Source organism: Paenibacillus aestuarii (assembly GCF_027789125.1).
GTDB lineage: Bacteria > Bacillota > Bacilli > Paenibacillales > NBRC-103111 > Paenibacillus_E > Paenibacillus_E aestuarii.
The window spans coordinates 129,876-144,890 of sequence record NZ_JAQFVF010000092.1; the positions used below are offsets into that span (position 1 = coordinate 129,876).

The 15,015-nt window shown below is 52.1% G+C and carries 17 protein-coding genes; 4 read left to right on the top strand and 13 right to left on the bottom strand.

The window, feature by feature from the left end; all coding sequences use genetic code 11:
- The first annotated feature begins 83 nt into the window (after nucleotides 1–83).
- On the top strand, nucleotides 84–359 hold the full coding sequence (locus tag O9139_RS32505; RefSeq protein ID WP_270885893.1) for a hypothetical protein: 276 nt from the start codon (nucleotides 84–86) through the stop codon (nucleotides 357–359).
- Nucleotides 360–480: 121 nt separating this feature from the next.
- Here O9139_RS32505 and O9139_RS32510 read toward each other — a convergent pair whose 3' ends face one another.
- From O9139_RS32510 to O9139_RS32535, 6 genes are all read right to left on the bottom strand, one after another.
- Nucleotides 481–1,614, bottom strand: a complete 1,134-nt coding sequence (locus tag O9139_RS32510) for a DUF2264 domain-containing protein (protein WP_270885894.1) — start codon at nucleotides 1,612–1,614, stop codon at nucleotides 481–483.
- On the bottom strand, nucleotides 1,607–2,728 hold the full coding sequence (locus tag O9139_RS32515; protein WP_270885895.1) for a glycoside hydrolase family 88 protein: 1,122 nt from the start codon (nucleotides 2,726–2,728) through the stop codon (nucleotides 1,607–1,609). Before O9139_RS32515 ends, O9139_RS32510 begins: the two co-directional genes overlap by 8 nt.
- A gap of 201 nt (nucleotides 2,729–2,929) precedes the next feature.
- Nucleotides 2,930–3,982, bottom strand: a complete 1,053-nt coding sequence (locus tag O9139_RS32520; protein ID WP_270885896.1) for a LacI family DNA-binding transcriptional regulator — start codon at nucleotides 3,980–3,982, stop codon at nucleotides 2,930–2,932.
- 799 nt (nucleotides 3,983–4,781) lie between these two features.
- On the bottom strand, nucleotides 4,782–4,964 hold the full coding sequence (locus O9139_RS32525; protein ID WP_270885897.1) for a hypothetical protein: 183 nt from the start codon (nucleotides 4,962–4,964) through the stop codon (nucleotides 4,782–4,784).
- Between the two features lie 237 nt (nucleotides 4,965–5,201).
- Nucleotides 5,202–6,164: an LLM class flavin-dependent oxidoreductase gene (locus O9139_RS32530; protein WP_270885898.1), complete on the bottom strand. Its 963-nt coding sequence runs from the start codon at nucleotides 6,162–6,164 to the stop codon at nucleotides 5,202–5,204.
- A gap of 246 nt (nucleotides 6,165–6,410) precedes the next feature.
- A complete protein-coding gene (locus O9139_RS32535; RefSeq protein ID WP_270885899.1) occupies nucleotides 6,411–7,169 on the bottom strand; it encodes an SDR family oxidoreductase in 759 nt (252 codons plus the stop codon).
- 176 nt (nucleotides 7,170–7,345) lie between these two features.
- Between O9139_RS32535 and O9139_RS32540 the strand changes: the two genes are divergently transcribed.
- The gene (locus O9139_RS32540; protein WP_270885900.1) at nucleotides 7,346–7,957 is read left to right on the top strand and encodes a TetR/AcrR family transcriptional regulator; all 612 of its coding nucleotides are present in this window, start codon (nucleotides 7,346–7,348) and stop codon (nucleotides 7,955–7,957) included.
- 70 nt (nucleotides 7,958–8,027) lie between these two features.
- On the opposite strand, the gene O9139_RS32545 is transcribed toward O9139_RS32540, so the two are convergent.
- The 7 genes from O9139_RS32545 to O9139_RS32575 form a co-directional block, all read right to left on the bottom strand.
- Nucleotides 8,028–8,810, bottom strand: a complete 783-nt coding sequence (locus O9139_RS32545; RefSeq protein WP_270885901.1) for an SDR family NAD(P)-dependent oxidoreductase — start codon at nucleotides 8,808–8,810, stop codon at nucleotides 8,028–8,030.
- Nucleotides 8,811–9,055: 245 nt separating this feature from the next.
- Nucleotides 9,056–10,021 carry a class II fructose-bisphosphatase gene (glpX, locus tag O9139_RS32550; RefSeq protein WP_270885902.1) on the bottom strand — a complete coding sequence of 322 codons (966 nt, stop codon included), beginning with the start codon at nucleotides 10,019–10,021 and terminating at the stop codon, nucleotides 9,056–9,058.
- A 41-nt stretch (nucleotides 10,022–10,062) separates the two neighbouring features.
- Nucleotides 10,063–10,851, bottom strand: a complete 789-nt coding sequence (locus O9139_RS32555; RefSeq protein WP_377524291.1) for a pyruvate, water dikinase regulatory protein — start codon at nucleotides 10,849–10,851, stop codon at nucleotides 10,063–10,065.
- Nucleotides 10,852–10,878: 27 nt separating this feature from the next.
- Nucleotides 10,879–11,490, bottom strand: coding sequence for a helix-turn-helix transcriptional regulator (locus O9139_RS32560; protein WP_270885904.1), 612 nt, complete (start codon nucleotides 11,488–11,490; stop codon nucleotides 10,879–10,881).
- A 233-nt stretch (nucleotides 11,491–11,723) separates the two neighbouring features.
- The gene (locus O9139_RS32565; RefSeq protein ID WP_333743137.1) at nucleotides 11,724–12,266 is read right to left on the bottom strand and encodes a chromate transporter; all 543 of its coding nucleotides are present in this window, start codon (nucleotides 12,264–12,266) and stop codon (nucleotides 11,724–11,726) included.
- A gap of 10 nt (nucleotides 12,267–12,276) precedes the next feature.
- The gene (locus tag O9139_RS32570) at nucleotides 12,277–12,921 is read right to left on the bottom strand and encodes a chromate transporter (RefSeq protein ID WP_270885905.1); all 645 of its coding nucleotides are present in this window, start codon (nucleotides 12,919–12,921) and stop codon (nucleotides 12,277–12,279) included.
- A gap of 68 nt (nucleotides 12,922–12,989) precedes the next feature.
- Nucleotides 12,990–13,151: a hypothetical protein gene (locus O9139_RS32575; protein WP_270885906.1), complete on the bottom strand. Its 162-nt coding sequence runs from the start codon at nucleotides 13,149–13,151 to the stop codon at nucleotides 12,990–12,992.
- Between the two features lie 84 nt (nucleotides 13,152–13,235).
- Here O9139_RS32575 and O9139_RS32580 point away from each other — a divergent pair, with 84 nt between their 5' ends.
- The gene (locus O9139_RS32580; RefSeq protein WP_270885907.1) at nucleotides 13,236–14,504 is read left to right on the top strand and encodes a MerR family transcriptional regulator; all 1,269 of its coding nucleotides are present in this window, start codon (nucleotides 13,236–13,238) and stop codon (nucleotides 14,502–14,504) included.
- A gap of 175 nt (nucleotides 14,505–14,679) precedes the next feature.
- On the top strand, nucleotides 14,680–15,009 hold the full coding sequence (locus O9139_RS32585; protein WP_270885908.1) for a PadR family transcriptional regulator: 330 nt from the start codon (nucleotides 14,680–14,682) through the stop codon (nucleotides 15,007–15,009).
- Nucleotides 15,010–15,015: the final 6 nt, after the last annotated feature.

The window sequence follows — 15,015 nt, forward strand, 5'->3', positions numbered from 1 at the left end:
GCTCTTGGCACTATCCCTTAGGCTCAGAAAGAGTCTGGACCGACTTGATTTGGATAACCATTCCGAATCTGTAAGACTGCGTCATGAGTCAATGGGACCGTCTGCTGCGCACGGCTGTTCATGAGTCACTAGATGGTTCTACGTGCTGCCAGCGTTTATGGCCAGTTAAAAAGAGGGTGTTCCTCAGCCAATATTTTGGCTTATGGGACACCCTCTTGTTTCGTATCCTGCAAAACTGGCAGGATATTGCGCCACAAAGGCGCTTCCGTGTGATTATCCTGCAAAAACAGCAGGATAATCACACAACATTCACCAATTCCCTCAATAGAAGGGAAAATCATACCGAAATTGCAGGATAAGCAGTTCCCTGCCGCACGAAGGAGAACCATAGCGTAAGGGCACTTCCTCTATCCTCCGGTGCGAGCCCCGCCCGGCGCGCAGGCGGCACAAAAAAAGAGGAGGTCCCTCAGGCCATTACGTTTATAAGGCTTTGTCGATGTCCACGTATTGGCCGGACCAGGCTTTTAATGAGGTCCACGGCGCGTCTGGACTGCTCCAGAAAGCATCCTCTGCTGGCAACCCGAGGGGCAGGAATACAGATGAACACAAGTACAGGCTGCCTGTCGAGATGTAAGGCTCGCCGAGTTCCGGCTGATGGCCGCACAAGCCGATTTGCAGCCAGCCCGCTTCGTCGAAGGTGCCCGGCGCTTCAATCAGCCGGTGAATGACGGCGCTGAGCGCTCCCCGAACCTGCGCAGGCAGCACAGCTGTCGGCAGCTCTCCTCGCAGCGCGTACTGCGCAAGCAGTTGGAAGGCGCCGAAGCGGTAAGCGATGGAGCGACCGGTAACCGGGAACGTGCCTTCCGGTGAAATAGAGCGCTCCAGTACAGCCGCATAGCGCTGAGCCCTGGCCAAGATCGGCGCAGCCATCTGCGCCCATTCGTCCGCTTCGCCGCCGACACGCTCGATGATATCTACCATCATCGGCTGAATGACGAAGCTGTTGTAATAATCTGCGTGGTAATGAGGGCCGTCACTGTACATCCCGTCTCCGAGATACCACTGCTCATGCTGACGAAGCGCGTAATCCACGCGCATCCGGTCCCACTCTTCGCCCATTGTGAAGAGTGCGGTTTCGATCATGGCTGAGAAAAGCAGCCAATTGTTAAAGCCGGGCTTGCGCGAACGCGTCGCCTTGAGCGCATGCACGACATTAGCCTGCACGCGAGGCTCCAAGCTGTGCCACAGCGCTTGCGGGGCGCGCAGGATGGCGTGCGCCAAAAAAGCGGTATCCACGATCGGCTGGAAGCCTGTCGTGAAGTTCAAGTAATCCGGCGAATCCGGATCGGTCGCTGCATCCATGGCAGCGCGCACCAATTCGCCGTAATGCTTGTGCAGCCGCACCTCCTCCGGGTCCGACGGGCTGCTCTCCAGCCATGGCGCGATACCGACCAGCGTTCGCGCAAAAGCTTCGAGATGAGAATAGGCGATCTGCTCATCTCGTTTTCTTTCGACAGGCATCGTCGCCCTTAGCTTTCTATCTGCCAAAGCCGTAAGCACCGGCGATGCGATGCGATCCATTGTTGCAATCCAATAGGCGCGAGTGTTATTCATACCAGTAGCCTGTCAGCCCTTTTTCCAGACGTAGGAGCGCCTCTAGATAGTAGTAATCGCCCCAGATCACGTAATCATCCGGTGCATGGCCCCCGCGCACGTGATAGGAACCGCGCTCCAGCAAACCTTGCGCATCAGGCTTGTTGATAGTCGCGTAGGAGCCAACCAGACCCTGCATCGAAAGCTGGACGCCTTTTTCCAGGAATTCGCGATCCGCATCATCAGCCGGCAAATGAGACAACAATTCCAAAATCCCTGCAGCCGTAATCGCAGAAGCCGAGCTGTCACGCTTGGTTTCCGCATCAACAGGAACGTTGAAATCCCAATACACGACATGATCTTCCGGTAATCGTTCTAAGAAGTAACGGGCTAGGCGTTTGGACGTCTCCAAATAAAGCGGGTTTTTCGTGTATTTATAAGAGAGTGCGAAGCCATAAACTCCCCATGCTTGCCCACGCGTCCAGGTCGATCCGTCTTGATAGCCCTGATGCGTTCCGCCATGCAGCGGTGTACCGTCTTCTGGATTGAAGTAGAAGGTGTGGAACGACGAATCATCTCCGCGCACTAAATAACGGCGGCTAAGATCAGCGTGCTGAACGGCTACATCTCTGTATTTCTCATCGCCTGTTTGCTCATAAGCCCAGTAAAGCAACGGCAGATTCATCAAGCAGTCGATAATGATGCGGCCGCCGTTTTGCGGGTCGCCTTTGGGCCCCCAAGCCTGGATATACTTGCCATCCGGTCTCCAGCGTTTCATGAGCACATCTGCTGCCTGCAGGGTCAACGCTTTGGCCGCTTCATCTTTTTCAATGATCCATTGCGCTTTCGAGGATAAAGAATAAAGGAATCCGATGTCATGATGATCCAAAGCGACATTTCGCTCTAATCGATCCTTGAAACTTGCGACTGTCTTGCGAGCAGCTTCTTGGAACGCTGAGTCTCCGGTATATTCATAGCATAACCATAAAATTCCGGACCAAAAACCGTCCGTCCAATCGGTGTTCGGGTTCAGCTTATACACATCGTTCTCGCTTACATGCGGAAAAAGATCACCAAAACGCTCAATATTCGCACGCGTAATTTCAACAGCACTATCAATCGCTTGTTTCCACATCACATACTCACTCCGCTCTCAGAAATTGGTAGAAAAAGGTCATAAAATAGGGAGATTTAATACTCTCATGAATGGATGGAAAAAGGTTCTTAATTAAAGAGATTCAACGCCCTCATGAATGATGGAAAAAGGGTTCTTAATTAAAGAGATTCTATGCTCTCATGAATGGATGGAATAACGGTTTATTGAATCAGTTGTAGATTAAAGAGTTTTCGTCGATTGCCGCTCAATCAGCGTCAACGGGACGTCAATCTCCCTGGCTTCGTCAAGGGATTCTTTCTCTTGGTCCGCTGCGAGCTTTTGCTCGGCGCTATTTTGCAGCTTGCGCAGCAGTTTGCCGATCGCTTTTTTCGCTTGATACGTATAAGGAATGTCCCAGCTGGTCAAGCCCGGATAGCTGTGCTGGGCGATATAATCGTTGTTGATACCGACAATTTTCAAATCGTTCGGAATATCGATGCCCATTTTCATTGCTGCTGACAATAAGCGCAAAGCAATGTGGTCATCGAAGGCGACGAGGCCAACCGGCGGTGTCAGCGATCCGTGCAAGTTGTGAATGAACGCTTCAACTTCGATTTCCTTGATATCGGTCAAGTCGTAGTCGATCCCGGTTCCAACCAACTCCACACCGCGCAAAAAGCCGATTCGCCGCTGCTCGTCCACGGCTTTCGCTTTTTTGCTGCCGACATAGATAATCTTCTTACAACCGCCGTCCGCCAAAAGCTTCACAGACTGCTCGGACGCTGTGGCAAATCCTAGATTGACCGCACCGATGGCAATGTCCTCCGGCCAATCCCAGCCGTTGATAAGCACGAGCGGAGTCCCGCTGTTCACAATCGACCGGGTCGATTCGAAGCCCATAGCCAAGCCGTGGCAAATGAGACCGTCGACGCGCCGCTGCAGCAGCACTTCCAGATTCCTGCGCTCAATCTCCGGATCGAAGCCGCCGGAAGAAAATACCGACAAATGGTATCCGGCGTTGTGCGCCTCTACTTGCAGATGCTCGGCCAGCAGCCCGTAGTAGCCGTTTAGACCGGGAACGATCAGGCCTAGCTCATACGTTTTTTTGCGGCTGAGTCCCGCGGCCATCGTATTCCGCCGGTAGCCTAAGCGCTCAGCGGCCTGTTCAACTTTGCGGATTGTCTCTTTGGAAGAACGGATACCACCTCGATTCAGCACATTGGAGACCGTGGCGATCGATACACCTGCTGCTTCGGCCACATCTACAATCGTGACTTGTTTGGGCTTGCTCATTCAACTTTCAGCTCCATTTTGTTAAACGTTTAACATTCAGTTATAGATTAATGTGAAACGTTTAACATGTCAAGCGTTTCGTCACCCTAACTTAAGTTTTTTAAATATTTCGTAAAAAAAATAAAACCAACTCCACTATCGCTACGTAGTACTCTTCAAGCTTTGCATTTTATCAAGTCAAGGAGGTTTCTTGCTTATGACAACTACACTTTCTTTTTACCAAGCCCCATCCGTTCAGGACTTTATCTCCAAGGTGGTCTGGTACTTACGTAAAAAACGTAGAGCGTAGCTCGCGAGAAGCCTTATATTTTAATTAAAAGGACTGCTCCCTGTTCGAAGGGGCAGTCCTTTATTCATGATTGGCTAGTACGTTGTTGCCAGCCGGCCGATACTACTGCGGCGACCATATGTGCGCGTTTCATTTTTCCCATGATCATACTCCTCCTTTATTATTACGCGATAAAATGACTTCCATTTTCCCACTTGCCTGTTGTCAGATCTCCCTTCTTTCCAATCTGCTGGAGCTGCGGCGCATCTGGTACCCGCCCTCCCTTCTGATATATCCATTTTTTTCAAGTACAGCAATAATCATCTTAAGTTCAATTGGAAAATCTTTGAATTAGCGGGCACTTCACAGGAGCAATAATCATTAGATCAGTTCATAATCAAACGTTCAGATGGTGAAGCGTTGCTTTGATTGGGATATTTCGTGAGCTGACCGCATCTGTAAAATGCAAAAAAACCGTTAAGCAGCCTGCCGGCTCTAAACGGTCTCTTACATGATTATCCTTGCTCTCTGCTAGGAATGGAGGTTTCCCTTGCCGCACTCCTGCTTAATAAAAGCTAAGAAACTTATCGCTTGTTGATCAGATAACGGCTGTCCTTGCTGTGTAAACGTAAATTCGTTTAATATCACCGAGTTATCTTCAGCTAACCGCTCTAAAAAATGTTGAATATGTGCATCAGTGATTTTGTTCACCATCTTACGCCTCCGGATTCATTCTATACCTCGAATGTACCAGATAACTATTTAGAAAATATTAGTAAAATCTTAATTATTCATGAGATTCATGTCCATTCCTCGAAATGATCGGTTACAAAATGAAACTCTTTTTCATAAGTCGGTCCTCGACCATCTTTTGAAAAGCTGGATTTCCATCGGCGGCACAAACGCTGCAGTCGTTCATGAACGTTCGGACTCCAATAACCTGCAGGGCGCCTAACCGTGTTCGCGATACGGGCGTTCAGCCAAAAGCTCGTAGGAACGCAGCCTGAGTGCATAATCGGCAATGTAGGTGACGACGAGGAACTCCTCGACGCCGCAGGCAGCGCCAAGCTCCTTGAGCTGCGCTTGCACCTGCTGCGGCGTACCGACCAGCAGCTTCCGGCCGGTGTCTGCTGCTTTGCTTGGCTGCGCTGCCGGGAGCTGCGGGTCGCGAAGCTCGGTCGGTCGGAACCAGGCGGCACTCTCTGCCGCCAAGGCCTGGGCCGCTTCGGCAGTGTCGGCGCAGATCACGCCGACGGCGAGCATGGCGCGGGCTTGCCCGCCTTGAGCGGAAGGCTGAAACTGACTGCGATAGGCAGCTATCGTCTCCTGGGCATCCGTGTCGCTCATGAAATGACCAAAGACGTAGCCCGTGCCGTACTGAGCAGCAAACTCGGCGCTCTTCTTATTCGTTCCGAGCATCCAGACTTGCGGAGGCTCGGCAGGTACTGGCCTGGCGGCGACTGGCTGCCCCTCGTATGTGTACGTGCCGTTCAGAAACGCCAGCAGCTCTTGCAGCGTTTCCGGCATGCGGCCGACACTCGCCAAGAAGTTGCCGCTTAACGCAATGGCCGCATGCGCGGAGCCGCCTGGTGCTCTGCCCAGGCCGAGGTCGATGCGGCCCGGGTACAGCGTCGCCAGCATGTGAAACGCTTCGGCCACTTTCATCGGCTTGTAATGCGGCAGCAGCACGGCGCCCGAGCCAAGCCGAATTCGCTGCGTCTGCGCGCCGATATGCGCCAGCAGCACTTCTGGGGCTGTGCAGGCCAGCCCCGGCATATCGTGATGCTCGGCGACCCAGTAGCGCTCAAAGCCGAGGCGCTCGGCCGTCTGCGCGAGCAGGAGCGCCTGCTTCAGCGCCACAGCTGCATCCGCCTGCGGCAGCACAGGCGCAAGATCCAAAACACTCAATTTCATACGAGTCGTTCCTCCCTTTTTCCCATCCATTATGCACCATAATGGAAAGAGAAACAAAGGCGCGGCGGCAGCGGATAGCGGAATTCATTTTCGCAATCCACCCCCTGCATTCGCGAAAACGCACAATAGCGGTAAACTGCTTCCGCTATCGGCTTTGCCAGCCCGCCTGGCCGCAGGCGCGTTGCATTGGCGCAAAGCAAAAAACTGCAGCCCCTCTCCATCTCAGGGTGCCACAGTTTTTGAAAATCAATAGGCCGTCCAGCCGGCATCAGCCGTAAGGATCGCGCCGTTTACAAAACTCGCATCGTCGGAAGCCAAGAACAAGGCCACCTTGGCGATCTCCTCAGCCGATCCGGCGCGCGGATTCAACTGCATGCCGGCCATCGCTCTTTCCAAGCCGAACGGGTTCGGCGCATTGATGGTTGTCCCGATGTTCGTGTTCACACCGCCCGGCGCAATCGCATTGCAGCGGATACCCAGCGTCGCGTATTGGAAGCCGACATTCTTCGTGAAGCCGACGACCGCATGTTTCGCAGCCGTATACGCCGCTCCTGCGCGAGAGCCTTGCAAACCACCAGCGGAAGCGATGTTGACGATGACGCCGCTTTTTTTCTCGATAAAAATTGGCAGTACTTTGCGCGTCGTCCGCATCGGCCCCGTCGTATTCACCGCGAAAACACGCTCCCAAAGCTCGTCCGTCAAATCGGCCGCCGGAACAAAGTTATCCATAATCCCGGCATTATTGACCAAAATATCTACCGTTCCATACGTTTGAACCGTCGTGTCGATTAAATGTTGAACATCTTCTTCTTTAGCTACATTCGCAGCGATGGCGGTTGCTTTGCCGCCTTTAGCTTCGATATCGGCAACGACAGCTTGTGCCGCCTCCACATGCAGATCGCTTACGATAACGCTGGCCCCTTCAAAAGCGAACAATTCGGCAATCGCTTTGCCCATTCCCGAAGCAGCACCTGTCACAACGGCAACTTTACCAGAAAGTCTCATATTGAATTCCTCCTGTTGGTTGTAATAATCAACAAATGTTGAGTAGTGAACACCTGTTAGATTCAGTATAATAAAGAGGCCTGATTTTATACAATCAGCAAAAGAAACGCAAATGTATCTTACTGTACAAGTTGGCCGTTTTTGTTCAAGAACTGTTGAGAAGGGAGTCGGTGCATGTGATCGAGCCTGGCAAAAAAACAGATCGCCGCGTCCTCCGCAGCCGGCAAGCTTTACGTGAGGCGCTGCTTGCGCTCATGGCGCAAAAGCCTTTTACATCGATATCGATCACGGAAATCGTGGAGATGGCGAATTATAACCGCGGCACGTTTTACGCCAATTATGCGGGCAAAGAAGATTTGCTGAATGATATTTTTGCGGGGTTAATTCAGCAATTGATCCGATCTTTTCGTGCTCCTTATGAAAAGGTGGAAGTGTTTCGGATTCATGAGCTGGCTGCAAATTCCGTGATGATTTTTGATCATTTTTTCCAGAACGCCGCCGTCTATAGCGTCCTCCTGAAGAGTAAGGTCCTTCCTGATCTCCGTGAACAAATGTTCGCGGCCCTGAAGCAGCTCTCGCAAGATGAGCTGGTGCCTCCGGACCGCGATCATGGGATCGATACCGATTTGCTTGCCATTTATTCGATACACGCCCTGCTTGGGCTCGTGTTTCACTGGGTGGAAAGCGGTTTTGCTCACTCGCCGGCGTATATGCAGGAACAGCTGATTAAGCTGATCCATTGGCGGCCGACCGAAGTGAGAACTGCGCGGGCGCAGGCGAAAGGTTAGTCGCGAGGCACGCGCGGCTACTTAGCGCTGTTTAACGCGCTTAAGTCCAGCTCTGCGCGCCCCCAAAGCGCTACAACGCCGCGCCTTTGCCGCCGTCGATGTTGACGGCCGTTCCTGTCACGTATGACGCTGCGTCGGAGCACAGGAACGTAATGACATTGGCCGCCTCTTCCGGATTGCCGATGCGGCCCAGCGGAATATCGTGCTGCGGAGCACGCGCGAACTCTTCCCAAGAGAGCTGCGGCGCTACGCGCTGCCACATTTTTTCAATCTGATCACTTCGGATTAAACCGATGCAGACGGTATTGACGCGAATTTGATCAGCGGCGAGATCCTTGCTCATCGCATTCGTCAAAGCTTGCCCTGCGGCACGGCTAACGGACGTAGGCAGGGAGTTCGCCCCTGGCGTCTTGGCCGCAGACGTCGTAATATTGACGATCGAACCTCCTCCAGCTGTGCGCATATGCGGGATCGCATAGCGCGAACAGTGGATGGCGCCGAACAATTTGAGATCGAGGTCCTGCTGCCACAGCTCGGCGCTTACCTGCTCAAACGGCCCCGCAGCCGACGTCCCGGCATTGTTGACCAGAATATCCAGACGGCCAAATTGCTGAACCGTCTGCTCTACCGCACGCCGGCAATCTTCCTCCGAGCGGACGTCCGCGGCAACGAAGAACACGTCGCCACTGGTCGTCGCGCGAATACGAGCCGCCGCCTCCTGCAGGTTGGCTTCGTCGCGCGCGCAAATCGCAACTTTTGCTCCTTCGCGGGACAACGCAATCGCCGTCGCTAACCCAATTCCTTTGCTGCCGCCTGTAATCAGCGCAACTTTTCCCTGTAATCCGAATTCCATCGTTCCATTCTCCTCTCCTAGTAAACAGATCAACTAAGTACTCTATCTCCAGCATACTCCTTTTTCACCCAAACTTCCAAGGTGCATGGAGTCGCCGAAGTATAGGTGTTCATAAAGTAGTCAGGATTTCCCAATTCCCAAGCTGCAACTCGCATCAATAAAGACCTATTTTCATAAAAAATGACCCTCAGTCCCCAAAATTGCGGCACCAAAGGTCAGTTCCTATAAACCTAGTATGTTCAACATCACGCGCTTCCCAGCCGATAATCATTCATCACATGCATGCAATGGATAAAACGTACCGTTTGTGTCTGCGCCCGCATGACGACGGAGTGCGTCTCTGCACGGCCGTTCTTGAACATCTTCACACCGCTCAAAAAGTCACCCGACGTAACCCCAGTCGCCGCAAAATAAATATCGGAATCCCCGACCAGGTCGTGCAAATTCAGCACTTTGGCCGGATCGGCAATGCCCATATCGAGGCAGCGCTGCAGCTCATCTTCATTGCCAGGCAGCAGGCGGCCTTGAAAATCTCCCCCCATGCAGCGCAGTGCTGCCGCCGCAAGCACCCCTTCCGGCGCACCGCCGGAGCCGACATGCAGGTCGACGCCCGTCTCCGGAAAGGCGGCCGCAATTGCCCCAGCGACGTCGCCATCGCTCAGCAGCTGAATTTTGACGCCTAAGCCGCGCATGACCAATATTTTGTCCGCGTGTCTTTTGCGGTCCAGAATAGAAATTGTCATTTCCGACAACTCCTTCTGCAGAAGCTCCGCCGCTTTGCGAATCGTGATCTCAAGCGGGTCATCCAAGCTCAGCTTGCCCTTCAGGCGCGGACCCATCGCTAACTTCTCCATGTACATATCAGGTGCGTGGAGAAGCTTTCCCTTCTCGGCGATCGCGACTACGGACAACGCATTGTTCCTGCCGCTAGCTACGATTTCCGTGCCTTCCAACGGATCAACAGCGACGTCGTACTCATCGCCTGCTCCGCTGCCTACCTGTTCGCCGATATACAGCATCGGCGCTTCGTCCATCTCGCCTTCCCCAATCACTACAGTCCCCCGGAACGGGATGGTGCTGAATATGGAACGCATCGCTGAAGTTGCGGCTTCGTCCGCGGAATGCTTGTTCCCTTTGCCCGTCCAGCGAGCGGACGCTAGGGCTGCAGATTCGGTCACTCTGACGAGTTCAAGAGACAAATCCCTTTCCATACACCCATCCACCCTTTCAAGTTAGGTTCATGATTCTTGTCTTACATAGAGGCTAAAATCAATCCGGCCGTTTCCTCGATCGCCTTCTCACTGACGTCGATGACCATGCAGCCGAGCTTTTTATACAACTCCCGGGCAAAAGTCAGTTCCTCTTCGATCCGCTCCAGCGCCGCGTATTTCGCGCCGAATGGCAAGCCGACTGATTTCAGGCGTTCGGTACGAATTCGCGCCAATTGCTCGGGGCGCATCGTTAACCCGACTACCTTGTGCGGATCCAATTCATAGATGATCGCTGGCGGCTTCACTTCAGGCACCAAAGGATAATTCGCTACTTTGTAGCCTTTATGCGCCAAGTAGATGCTCAGCGGTGTCTTGGACGTACGCGAAGGGCCGATCAAAACAATATGCGCCTGCTTCATGGCAACGGGATCTTTGCCATCATCGCTATTGACCGTGAACTCAACCGCTTCCACCCGCTGAAAATACTGCTCATCCATCTGATACAACAGGCCCGCCTTCCGTTTCGGCGAGTCCTTGAACGTATCGATGAACGCTTGCATCATCGGTCCCATAATATCGATGGCGTTCACATTCAGGCGGTACGCCTCCTGCCTCATCATTTCCCTGAGCTCCGGCAGGACCAGCGTGTAAGCGACAAATCCGCCGACTCGCTTGACTTCCTCCATCATCGTGCGAATTTCATCCTCCGTACGGATCGAACCATACCGCCGGACTTGGACCGTGTTTGCGTTAAATTGGCGAATCGTTGCTTGTACAACTGTGTTCGCCGTCTCCCCCACCGAATCCGAACAAACGAAAATCGTGTGCATGTTGTCTCCCACTCGAATTCCCCCTGATTAATTACCTAGCGCTACATCGAGCAGCAGTTTGGTCATCGTTGTTTTCGTAATTCTGCCGACGACTTCAACCAGATCCTGGTCGGCGACCCGCTTGACGACAGGAAGAGTGTCGACTTGGTGCGAGATCAATTTGCGAGCGGCTTCGAGGACACTGTCTTCCAACCCCACAGTCACGATGTTCGGGTACCTAGTCATAACGAGTGAGATCGGCATTGATCCTGCTGCCGCATTCCCCAACGTGACTTTGAGCAAATCTTTGCGGGAGACGATCCCGAGCAGCATGCCTTGCGCATTGACAATCATCAAATTCCCCACATTTTCCAAAAAGAGAGACACAACTGCGTCACTGACCGTAACCGTCTCGCGAAGAACAACCGGGATGCCCATGACGTCCTTCACTTTCCGCGACTCTATGTTGATGAACGGCGACTCCTCCTGGGTAGCAGCTGTGCCAAGGAAGTACCCCACTTTCGGCTTCGCATCGATATATCTCAACATGACCAGCAAAGCAAGATCTGAGCGAATCGTCGGGCGGCTGATGCCGAGCAGTTCAGCGATACGTTCGCCTGTAATCGGCGCATGTTTCTTAACAAGATCGATAATCTCCATCTGGCGGGATGTAAGCTCGATGTTGATTCACTCCCTTCCACCAATTTAAGCAACTTAAATAGTGTGTATTATTTATTATATATTGTATATTATAAATCAAAATAACGGAAGTTCAAATTGTTAATCGCACATATTCTTCATATTTATCAAGCTTCAACGATTATGACATAATTGTTTGTAAACTTGGCGCAACTATAAAAAGAGTCCCTTGATAACCCTCAAGGAACTCTCCGCTATTGGAAGAAAACGATACCCATAATGCCGGCAAACAGAATTACGATAAAAGGGTGAAGCTTGTACTTGATGATGCCCACGGCAACGCCAAAAGTAATGAGAATCATAGCTGCTTGATGCCAAGAAAAATGAACGCTGTCACTCCCCGACCACCCTAAACGAATCGCCGCGTAAATGATCAAACCGGTCACGACTGGGCGCAATCCGTAAAAAGTAGACTTGAACCAGCGATGGTTATGCCATTTGTACAGCACGGCTGAGAGAAATATAATCAGCAAGAGCGATGGCAGTACCATGCCTAATGTAGCGATTATGGCGCCAAGAACGCCCGCTGTCTGATAGCCGATTAACGTCGCGCAATTCGTGGCGATCGGACCTGGCCCCGTTCCTGCCAAGGCAACGGCATGATTGAATTGCTCCGGCTGCATCCATTGATGCGTCTCCACTTCATGCTGGATGATCGGAATCATCGCATAACCGCCGCCGAAGGAAATGAAGCCGATTTTCAAAAATGTAAGAAATAAACTCCAAAGCACACTCATCACCCCGTTCTCAAATCCCGTCAGCGATGAAATAATCCGCGTATTTGTAGCCGCTTGGCGTCACGGCCGCTTTTGCTCCCGCCTGTTTGATCGGGCTCCGCATCCCCATCCGCTCCTTGATCGCAACAACGCTAATGCCAAGAACGAATCCAAATAGGATTACCAAGATCGGATGAATAGGCACAAACAGCAGGACTATCACGGTTGCCGCTGTTGCAGCGAACGTTAGTTTATCCACAATGCTGGATTTGGCCATCTTGTATCCGGCGGCAAGAATCAATCCGACGACTCCGGCACGTATGCCTTCCACGAGAGCTTGTGTCTTCGGATAATGCGCAACGAAACCATACAGCAAGCTTAACCCCAGCACGATAATAAAGGTTGGAAGCGTGATGCCGATGACGGCTACAACCGCTCCCATGACACCTGCCAGATGATAGCCGACCATCGCCGATGCGTTAACACCGATACCGCCAGGCGCAGCCCCGGCAATCGATAGCATTTCCGCCATCTCGTCCTCATTCATCCAGCCATTCTTCTCGACGACTTCCTTCTCAATCGCCGGGATCATCGCATAACCACCGCCAAACGTAACGGGACTAATACGAAGAAATGTCCAAAAAATATCCAAGAGCTTTTTCATGTTGTTTGGCATGTTGGTTGACCTCCCCTGCACTTAATTCTATTTTGAACGAAAGTGAAGGAAATGTCCAATTAATTTATTTAATGAGATGGCAAATCACACCTTATAAAGCGTGATTCCTCCCCACTTTTAATTCCGACAATCCCGATTTGTCCCATGAGTTTATTTCCTTTTGGACGTAAGTTCTTTTGCCAGTCAGTTTGTAAAAATCGTTGCTCCGGGACAGTTTTTCCGTTAGGCAAGCTACGCACCTCCCTTTCCATGCATACAATACTTCAGTGACGACCACGCAGTGACCCAGAATGAATCACGAAAGGGCGACTTCGATGACAGTGAAGAAAACATACAAACTTTCTGAAATAGCCACTAAGCTCGGAAAAAAGCGATCCACTCTGGCGGAGTGGTCGAATCAATTCCGTGAATTTTTACCTACGTCCGGGAGCGGCTCGATGTTGAAATACTCCGAAGATACCATGGAAGTATTTCAAGTCATTGCTAAGATGAGAGAAATGCACAAATCTTACGCGAATATCAAAGACTACTTAAAAAACAGGGGACAGCGAGCTTTTATCGCGAGCGTGGATGCGCCAGTGTACACCCCGGAAGATACGGAAACCAAAGCCGTCACGACGGATGATAGGCAGCCCACCGCCGCGATCAGCCATCTCGCACAGGATACCGTGCTCAATGCTCCAATGCCGGAAACGCTGCCCAGCGACCCTCTGCTGCTAACGGCGCCCACCGCTTCTTCGAACCAAGCGACGCTAATGCCAGATGCCAAAAGCCCGATCCGTGCAGCCGCGCACTTACTGTCCAGCCATTTTGAGGGCATTGCCAGTGAAATGACGGAGCAGCGCGGTATCATTCAACAGCTGCAGCAGCATGCGCAGACGGTCACGGAACAGAACGTGCAACTGCAAGGCATCGCTGGCGAGGTGAGTGAGCTTCGCAGCCAGATTCATCAAGTGACGCAGCAGATGCAGACGGTTACAGAGCAGATCAAGATGCTGCAGAACATGACCGCCGACTCCATCGTGCTGCGGGGCAGCATTCAGCAGTTGAAACAACAGCTCCAGCCCGTCTTGGAGCAGCTCGCGCAAGCGCAAGGCATGGCTGGCGAAGTCAGCGAGCTGCGCGGCGGCATCGTTCAGCTGAAGCAGCAGCTCCAGCATGCCGGCGAACAGAACGCGCGGCTGCAAGGCATGGCTGGCGAAGTCAGCGAGCTGCGCGGCGGCATCGTTCAGCTGAAGCAGCAGCTCCAGCATTCCGTGGAGCAGCTCGCGCAAACGCAGAGCCTAGCCGGCGAAGTCAGCGAGCTGCGAGGCGGCATCGCGCAGCTGAAGCAGCAGCTCCAGAATGCCGGCGAACAGAACGCGCGACTGCAAGGCATGGCTGGCGAGGTCAGTGAGCTGCGCAGCAGCATCGTGCAAGTGAATCAGCGCGTCCAGGCCCTGGCTGAACAGAACAAACAAGGGGAGCTGCTGGCTACCGCTTCGGAGGCCTTGACTCAGTATGACAGGTTGGGAGAACAAATGATCAAACAACAAGGCCAGATAAATCAGATGGCAAAGCTGCTAGGTTGGCGAATGGAATAGCGTAACCCTACAAGGGCTTCTTTGATCCGATCGAAAGGCCCTTTTCTGCTTTCTTTTTAGCCATGACGGTATGTAGTGTTGGACAAGCCTAGTGATTTTAGGCATACCACGCATATAAAATTACTTTGACAGACATAGTAACTTCATGTATAGTGTAAATCAGGAGGTGATGGTCATGGTCGATCTCAAGATCACATCGGATTTGATTCGCGGGCATACCGATACAATTATTCTTAAACTGCTGCAAAGCGGCGACAAATATGGATATGAAATCAGCAAATTGATTCACAGCAACTCCGGAGGCGAATATGAGCTCAAGGAAGCGACGATGTATTCCAGCTTGAAGCGTTTGGAGCAGGAAGAGAATATTAGTTCCTACTGGGGCGATGAAACGCAGGGCGGACGCAGGAAATATTATCGGATTACGGATAAAGGCATGCTCACTTATTCGAGCAACATCAGCAATTGGGAATATGCCAAAAAAATTCTAGAACGCTTATTATAAGAAAGG